This window comes from Thermoplasmata archaeon, from assembly GCA_035632695.1.
In the GTDB taxonomy this organism is placed as follows: Archaea; Thermoplasmatota; Thermoplasmata; order RBG-16-68-12; family RBG-16-68-12; genus RBG-16-68-12.
In genome coordinates this window covers 1-6,870 of the sequence record DASQGG010000145.1, presented here as the reverse complement: position 1 = coordinate 6,870, position 6,870 = coordinate 1, and the positions used below count along the sequence as shown (strand labels likewise).

Sequence of the window (6,870 nt, the reverse complement as noted above, 5' to 3'; positions counted from 1 at the left end):
GTGGGGGGTTGGGGTGGGTTGTGGGGCGGAAACAGGCTGACTGGAACGTCCGAGAATCGGAGAGGCGTAAAGCCTAGAGGTCTCTCCTGGTCTGATCGAGCGGAAATCTGGAGGTCGAACCCAAATGGGTATGGACCGGCTGGGATTTGAACCCAGGACTTCCTGCTTGCAAAGCAGGCGATCTTCCGCTGATCTACCGGCCCGACGGGCGCGCACAGCGTGGAGGCGCACATGAAACTTCGCCTCCGAGGCGTTGCGTCGTCTCGACCCGCCACGGCGGTCCGAGGACCTGTCCTTCCGGTCAAGGAGCCATTTTTATTCATCTCTGGATATGCTATCCCTCGCCCGGTACGGAACCCACCGGAACCCTAATGTAAGGGCGTCCGCTGTCGGTCCGACGAGGGGTTCCCCGTGAGTGGTCGAGCGGTAGGGCTGGCGGCTTGTGCGTTGGTCATTCTCCTCCTGGTCGTCTACGTGCCCGCGCCCGCGGTCTCCGCCCCGTCCGACGCGGACTCCCACGAGGGGCAGTGCCACCAGGCCCTCACGTCGTCGATCCAGCCGCTTCCCGCGTACTCCCCCAAGGACGTGTGGGTCAACTACACGGTGAACGGGAGCCGCGGCGAACGCGGTCACCGCGTCCTGTGGACGGAGCTCTGGTACCAGGTCAGCGGCTCCGACGCGTGGGCGCTCTACGCGCCTCCGTGGAACCCTACGGGTCACTGGATCGCGAACTCGGGGACGGACCATGGGGACGACGAGAGCGGGCACGGCACCCTGAACGGCACGATCATCTTCGACACCACGTTCACCGGCGGCGACGGGTCCTACAACTTCACCACGGTCGCGGTGGGACGTCACCACGTGCGCGAGCCGGGGCCGCCGGACTCGCCCGCTAAGGTGAAGGCGAGCACGATCGTGGACAGCGCGCCGCCCGTGCTCTTCCTGGCGAACCCCACGCCGGACTCATGGACGAACTCGGAGTGGCTCCGGTGGGCCGCCCAGGATGCCGGGTCCGGCGTCGCGAGCGTGTCCGTGTCCGTCGACGGAGGCGAAGCCCAGGCCTTCGCCCGGGCGAACGGCACGATGAACATGTCCCTGACCACCCAGGGCCTCCACGCCGTCCGGGTCACGGCGACGGACCGCGCCGGCAACGCGGTCACGGTGCCCGTTTCGTTCCACTACGACACGGTCGGCCCGACCCTCTCCATCGACGCGCCCGCGCACAATGCCTTCGTGAACACCACGGACGTGAACGTCGCATGGACGCTCGCGGACGCCGCGGGGATCTCCAACCTGCTGCTCTCCCTGGATTCCCAGCCTGCGCTCACCCTCGCGAACGGAACGACCTCGTACGCCGTCCACGCGCCCGAGGAGACCGCGCATCTCGTCAGCCTCCTGGCCACGGACCGTGCGGGAAACCAGGCGTTCCAGAGCATCCTCTTCACGGTCGATCGCACGCCTCCCGTGCTCGAGATCGTGCTGCCCGCCCCCGGGTCGTATTCCGACAGCCACCAGATCCAGGCGGTCTGGATGGCCTCCGACGGCGGATCGGGGATTGACCACTACCAGGTCTCCCTGGACCGCGGCCCTCCCTTGACGGTCACGAACGCGGCAGGCACGGTCTTCCCCAACGTGGCGGAGGGGCCCCACACGGTCACCGTCCGCGCGTACGACCGGGCAGGGAACGTGGCGCAGGCGAGCGCGAACGTGACCGTGGACACCACGCCGCCGGTCGTGGCCGTAACGGCTCCGCAGCCCGGGTCGACCGTGTACGGCACGGTGCGCGTGAACTGGACCGCGACCGACGCCGGCTCGGGCGTGTCCCAGACCAACGTGGTCCTCGACGGCGCGATTACGCCGGTAGCGGCCGGAGACACGCAGGTCGCCCTGCCCCCGACCCTGAGCGTGGGTCCCCATGCCGTGACGGTCCAGGTGTGGGACCGGGCGGGCAACCGGAACGAGTCCACGGTGGCGTTCCTGTACGGCGGCGCGGAGCCTCCGAACCCCACGCCCTCCGCGGTTCAGGCGTTGGACTTCTGGTGGGTCATCGCCGCCGTGGTGGGCATCGCCGTGGTCTCCGCGTACGTTGCCGTGCGCCGCGGCCGTCGGCGGAAGCCGTGAGCTCTCCCTGGTCGTCGGCGGCAAGCCTTTTCCTCCCTGAAGCAATGCCCCCAGGATGAATGCGCGGACGACGAAGCTCCTCCGTTGGTTCGTGGGGCTCAGCCTAATCCTTGGCTCCCTGGCCCTGTTGGCGGGAGCCATCGGGCTTCAGGCCTCGTCTCCCATGAACCCCTGGCTGGACGCGCTCATCGCGGTGGCGGTCCTCGCGATGGCGTTCCTGGCGGCGCTCGAACGGTCGCGGGCATGGCCGCCGTCCTTCCCCTGGTACGCGCCCGCGGCGCTCCCCATCCTCCTCCTGATGATCGGCGTCGTGTGGGCCCACGTGAGCGACCCCACGGGCCATCTATTCCTGAGCGGCTTCGCCCCCTTCGTGGCGTTCCTGACCGGGCTCGGGATCCTGGAGCGCCGCCCGTGGTCCTGGCCCGTGGCCTTTGCATCCGTCACGGGCTTCGGCCCTACGATCCTGTTGTTCGCGCCCCTCACCCTCGAGACCGTGTACGCGGCCCTCGCCCTGTTCGTGCTCGACGCGCTCTTCCTGCTCGCGCTCGTCCAGTCGTACTTCGAGCCGCAATCGAGGTAGCCTCGCCGAGCGCGTTCCGACGGGGGCGCTCAGGAGCGCAACACGATCTCGATGTTCACGCCGTCGGGGACCTGGATGCGCATGAGCTGCCGCAGGGCGCGTTCGTCCGCATCGAGGTCGATGAGCCGCTTGTGGATTCGCATCTCCCAGCGGTCCCAGGTCTCGGAACCCTCGCCGTCCGGGCTCTTCCGCACGGGCACGACGAGCCGCTTCGTCGGCAGGGGGATGGGCCCGGACATCGCGACGCCCGTGCGCTCGCTGATGAGCTTGATCTGCTGGCACACGTTGTCGACCTTCTTCGGGTCGGTGCCGCTGAGGGATATCCGGGCCTTCTGTGCCATCTTCTGAATCACCAAACGGAGCGGAAAAGGGGGAAGGAGGTCACCGCTTCTCGACGTCGATGACCGTGCCTGCCGCGACGGTCTGGCCCATGTCGCGGATCGCGAACCGGCCCATCTGGGGGAACTGCTTGTACGGCTCGATGACCATGGGCTTCGTCGGGCGGATCTTCACGCGGGCCACGTCCCCCGTCTTGATGAACTCGGGCTTCTCGGCCTTCGGGGCGCCCGTCTTGGGGTCGAGGACCGCGATGATCTCCTCGAACGTGCACGCGACCTGGGCCGTGTGCGCGTGGAACACGGGCGTGTAGCCGACCGTGATCACGGACGGGTGGTTGAGCACGGCGATCTGCGCCGTGAAGCTCTTGGCGACCGTCGGCGGGTTTTCCGTGGGCCCGGCTACATCGCCCCGGCGCAGGTCCTTCTTGTCGACGCCGCGGACGTTGAACCCCACGTTGTCCCCGGGGACCGCCTCGGGAATCGACTCGTGGTGCATCTCGATGGACTTGACCTCGCCCACCTTGTCTGCGGGCATGAAGTGGACCTTCATCCCGGCCTTCAAGATGCCCGTCTCCACCCGGCCGACCGGGACCGTGCCGGCCCCCGTGATCGAGTAGACATCCTGGACCGGGAGGCGGAGCGGCAGGTTCGTCGGCTTCGGCGGGACCGTGAGCTCGTTGAGGGAGGGCACGAGGGCGAGGCCCTTGTACCAGGGCATCTTGGTCGAGGGCTTCGTGATGTTCTCGCCCCGATAGGAGCTGATCGGGATGAACGGGATCCGGTCGACCTTGTACCCGACGAGCTTGAGCTTGTTGGACACCTCGCCCTTGATCTCGTTGTAGCGCGCCTCCGAGTACTCGGGCTTCGTCGCATCCATCTTGTTGATCGCGACGATGAGCTGCTCCACGCCGAGCGTCCGGGCCAGATTGATGTGCTCGATGGTCTGCGTCTGCACGCCTTCCGCGGCCCCCACCACGAGGACCGCGGCGTCCGCCTGGGACGTCCCCGTGATCATGTTCTTCACGAAGTCCCGGTGGCCCGGCGCGTCGATGATGGTGAAGTAGTACTTGTCCGTGTCAAAGCGCTTGTGCGCGACGTCGATCGTGAGGCCTCGCTCGCGCTCCTCCTTGACCTGGTCCATGACGAAGGCGAACTCGAAGGTGGCCTTTCCCATCTGTTCGGCGAGCTTCTTCAGATTCTCGAGTTCATGAGGGTCGATGTTGCCGGTGTCGTACAGGATCCGGCCGACGGTCGTCGACTTGCCGTGGTCGACGTGACCGATGAACACGAGGTTCAAGTGTGGCTTGGCGGGCATGTCTTCTACCCCGTAGGTCGCACCTTATCATCCAGTCGTATTTATGCTTTCCTTACCGCGCCAGCGCGTTTTCCTCGGAGAAAATCACGCACGTGAGTGCATGCGGCGGTCACGGTTCGCCGAAGTGCAATCCCGCGGATTCGAGGACGTCCTCGTGCGATCGGGCCATCGCAGACTTCGGCGTCGTCGCGAGGTCCACGAACCGGAGCTCGGTCCACGCCGCGGCCTTGGGCGCGGCACCGCCGGGCCACTCGGACCGGAAGACGAACTCGATGTCCCAGTGCCGGGTGAGCCCGGGGAACCGGCGAGGGGCGTAGACCTCAGAGACCACCCGGGCGTCCGAGAAGGTGAGATCGTGTCGTTCGAGCTGTTCCGCCGCGATCCGCCGCGCAGCCACCTCGGGGGACTCATTCACGATGAGATGCGAGGAGGGCAGCATCCAGCCCTTGCTGTGGACCGCGGTGCGCGATTCGTCGAGCGCACCGATGTGGTCCCATGGCGCTGCAGGATTCAGGTGGCCCAAGAGTGCGTGGTTGTTCCGATCTCGTTCGTTGATGACCAGGAAGGCGGACAGGCAGAGACCGCCCTCGGGCACCTCCGGCATGCCGAACGGTACGTCTCCGAGCTTGTTGAAGCGGCAGAAGCGGCGGTCCGTGGTCATGGCGGATTCCCATCCACCTACCCCGGCACCGGCTTATGAAGTCCGCGCTGAGCACCACCGAGGGCCTGTCGCGGCGGTGTCGCAGTACCTACAGTTCGTACGATGCAGTCAAATATATCGCGATATAGCGTGTGGGCATGCAGTCCGGTCCCCTGGTCCGCCCGACGTTGCCCTTCCTCATCAAGGGCGGCTTCCGCGCCCTCGTCCTGCGCGCACTGAGCGAGCGGCCCATGCACGGCTATGAGGTCATCAAGGTCCTTGAGGAACGGTTCCAGGGATTCTACCGGCCAAGCGCCGGCGCGGTCTATCCTGCCCTCCGGTCCCTCCAGCGAGAGGGCCTCATCGCCGTGCGAGGATCGGAGCGCCGGAAGACGTACCACATCACGGCCAGGGGCAAGGCCCACATCCACGACCAGCGCGAGGCCATGCAACGCCATTTCGCCTCGTTCCAGGCTGCCGTAGGCCCCGAAAGGGCGTCCCTCCTCCGCGAGGTCCGGGACACCGGCCGCCTCCTGATGAGGAACCTGCGCACGATCACGCCGCGGCAGGCCGAGGAACTGAAGCAGGCGGTCACGGAGATGCGCGGCCGCTTCGCGGCCATCTTGGCGGAAACGGGCGAGGTGTAGGTCATGGGCGAGAGTGTCATCCAGGTCTCCGGGCTCACGAAGCGGTTCGATGGCTTCACCGCAGTCGACCATATCGACTTCGACGTGAGGAAAGGCGAGATCTTCGGGTTCCTCGGCCCCAACGGCGCGGGCAAGTCCACGACGATCCGGATGCTCTGCACCCTGAGCCGGCCCACGGAGGGGTCGGCCACGGTCGCGGGCTACGGCGTGGTCAAGGAGGCCAGCCGCGTCCGGGAGCACATCGGCCTCGTCTCCGAGAAGCTGATCATGTACAACGATCTCACCGCACGGGAGAACCTCCGCCTTTTCGGTGAGCTCTACGACATCCCCAAGGACGCGTTGGCGAAGCGGATCGAGAAGCTGCTCACGTTCGTGCGCATGGAAAAGTGGGCGGACGCGCGAATCGGGACGTTCTCCACGGGGATGAAGCAGCGGATCAACGTGATCCGGGCCCTCGTGAACCAGCCCGAGATCCTCTTCCTCGACGAGCCCACCCTGGGCCTGGACCCGCAGTCCACGGTCGAGATCCGCGAGCTCGTGCGGCGCATCAACCTGGAGAACGGGACGACGATCATCCTGACGACGCACATGATGCTCGAGGCGGACCTGCTCTGCGACCGGATTGGGATCATCGACCGCGGGAAGATCGTCGCCCTGGACACCCCCGCGAACCTCAAGAAGCTCGTCTCGGGCACGGACACGACCGTCCTCGACTTCGAGATCCCCAACCTTGGCCCCACGCTCCTGTCGGCGCTTTCCTCCCTGCCGTGCGTGGCCTCGAGCGTTCAGGAGGACGAGACCCACGTGAAGATCCACGCGAAGGGTGCGGACGCGTTCGACACGGTCATCGACGGCATCCGCAAGAACGGCGGCAAGGTGAACGGCGTGCACAACATGGAGCCGAGTCTCGAGGACGTCTTCCTCAAGCTCACGGGCCGGGAGGTCCGCGAGCAGGTGTCGAGCCACGTTCCGATGGCGGGACGCCGCGGGCCTCGCCACGGGCCTAGCGCTCCCACGTCCCGGGTGAGGTGAAGCGATGAGCGTAAAGCGAGTCCTGCGGCACAGCGGGTGGATCGCGTGGAAGGACCTCCTCGAGTTCAGCCGCAGCAAATTGCGCCTGGTCATGCTCGTCCTGATGCCTCTGTTCATGATGGTCATGGTGGGCTACATCTTCCCGTCGGGAACGTCCATCAGCAACCAGCCCGTGGCAATATCGAATCAAGACCTCG

At 66.4% G+C, this 6,870-nt stretch carries 8 protein-coding genes and 1 tRNA gene; 5 read left to right on the top strand and 4 right to left on the bottom strand.

Going from position 1 to position 6,870, the window contains the following annotated elements:
* Window positions 1–131 precede the first annotated feature (131 nt).
* Window positions 132–203 (bottom strand) — tRNA-Ala (locus VEY12_09355).
* A gap of 208 nt (window positions 204–411) precedes the next feature.
* Here VEY12_09355 and VEY12_09350 point away from each other — a divergent pair.
* A complete protein-coding gene (locus VEY12_09350) occupies window positions 412–2,121 on the top strand; it encodes an Ig-like domain-containing protein (protein ID HYM40327.1) in 1,710 nt (569 codons plus the stop codon).
* A 55-nt stretch (window positions 2,122–2,176) separates the two neighbouring features.
* A complete protein-coding gene (locus VEY12_09345) occupies window positions 2,177–2,701 on the top strand; it encodes a hypothetical protein (protein ID HYM40326.1) in 525 nt (174 codons plus the stop codon).
* 29 nt (window positions 2,702–2,730) lie between these two features.
* Here VEY12_09345 and rpsJ read toward each other — a convergent pair whose 3' ends face one another.
* The 3 genes from rpsJ to VEY12_09330 form a co-directional block, all read right to left on the bottom strand.
* Window positions 2,731–3,042, bottom strand: a complete 312-nt coding sequence (rpsJ, locus tag VEY12_09340) for a 30S ribosomal protein S10 (protein ID HYM40325.1) — start codon at window positions 3,040–3,042, stop codon at window positions 2,731–2,733.
* Window positions 3,043–3,082: 40 nt separating this feature from the next.
* Window positions 3,083–4,354 (bottom strand): translation elongation factor EF-1 subunit alpha, encoded by a 1,272-nt coding sequence (gene tuf / locus VEY12_09335; protein HYM40324.1) that lies wholly within the window; start codon window positions 4,352–4,354, stop codon window positions 3,083–3,085.
* Window positions 4,355–4,463: 109 nt separating this feature from the next.
* Entirely contained in the window at window positions 4,464–5,015 is a 552-nt protein-coding gene (locus VEY12_09330; GenBank protein ID HYM40323.1) for a hypothetical protein, read from the bottom strand.
* Between the two features lie 137 nt (window positions 5,016–5,152).
* On the opposite strand from VEY12_09330, the gene VEY12_09325 reads away from it, so the two are divergent.
* The 3 genes from VEY12_09325 to VEY12_09315 form a co-directional block, all read left to right on the top strand.
* On the top strand, window positions 5,153–5,641 hold the full coding sequence (locus VEY12_09325) for a PadR family transcriptional regulator (GenBank protein ID HYM40322.1): 489 nt from the start codon (window positions 5,153–5,155) through the stop codon (window positions 5,639–5,641).
* Between the two features lie 3 nt (window positions 5,642–5,644).
* Window positions 5,645–6,673, top strand: coding sequence for an ATP-binding cassette domain-containing protein (locus VEY12_09320; protein ID HYM40321.1), 1,029 nt, complete (start codon window positions 5,645–5,647; stop codon window positions 6,671–6,673).
* A 4-nt stretch (window positions 6,674–6,677) separates the two neighbouring features.
* Window positions 6,678–6,870, top strand: a 193-nt coding sequence (locus VEY12_09315; protein HYM40320.1) for an ABC transporter permease, incomplete at its 3' end; no start/stop codon positions are given.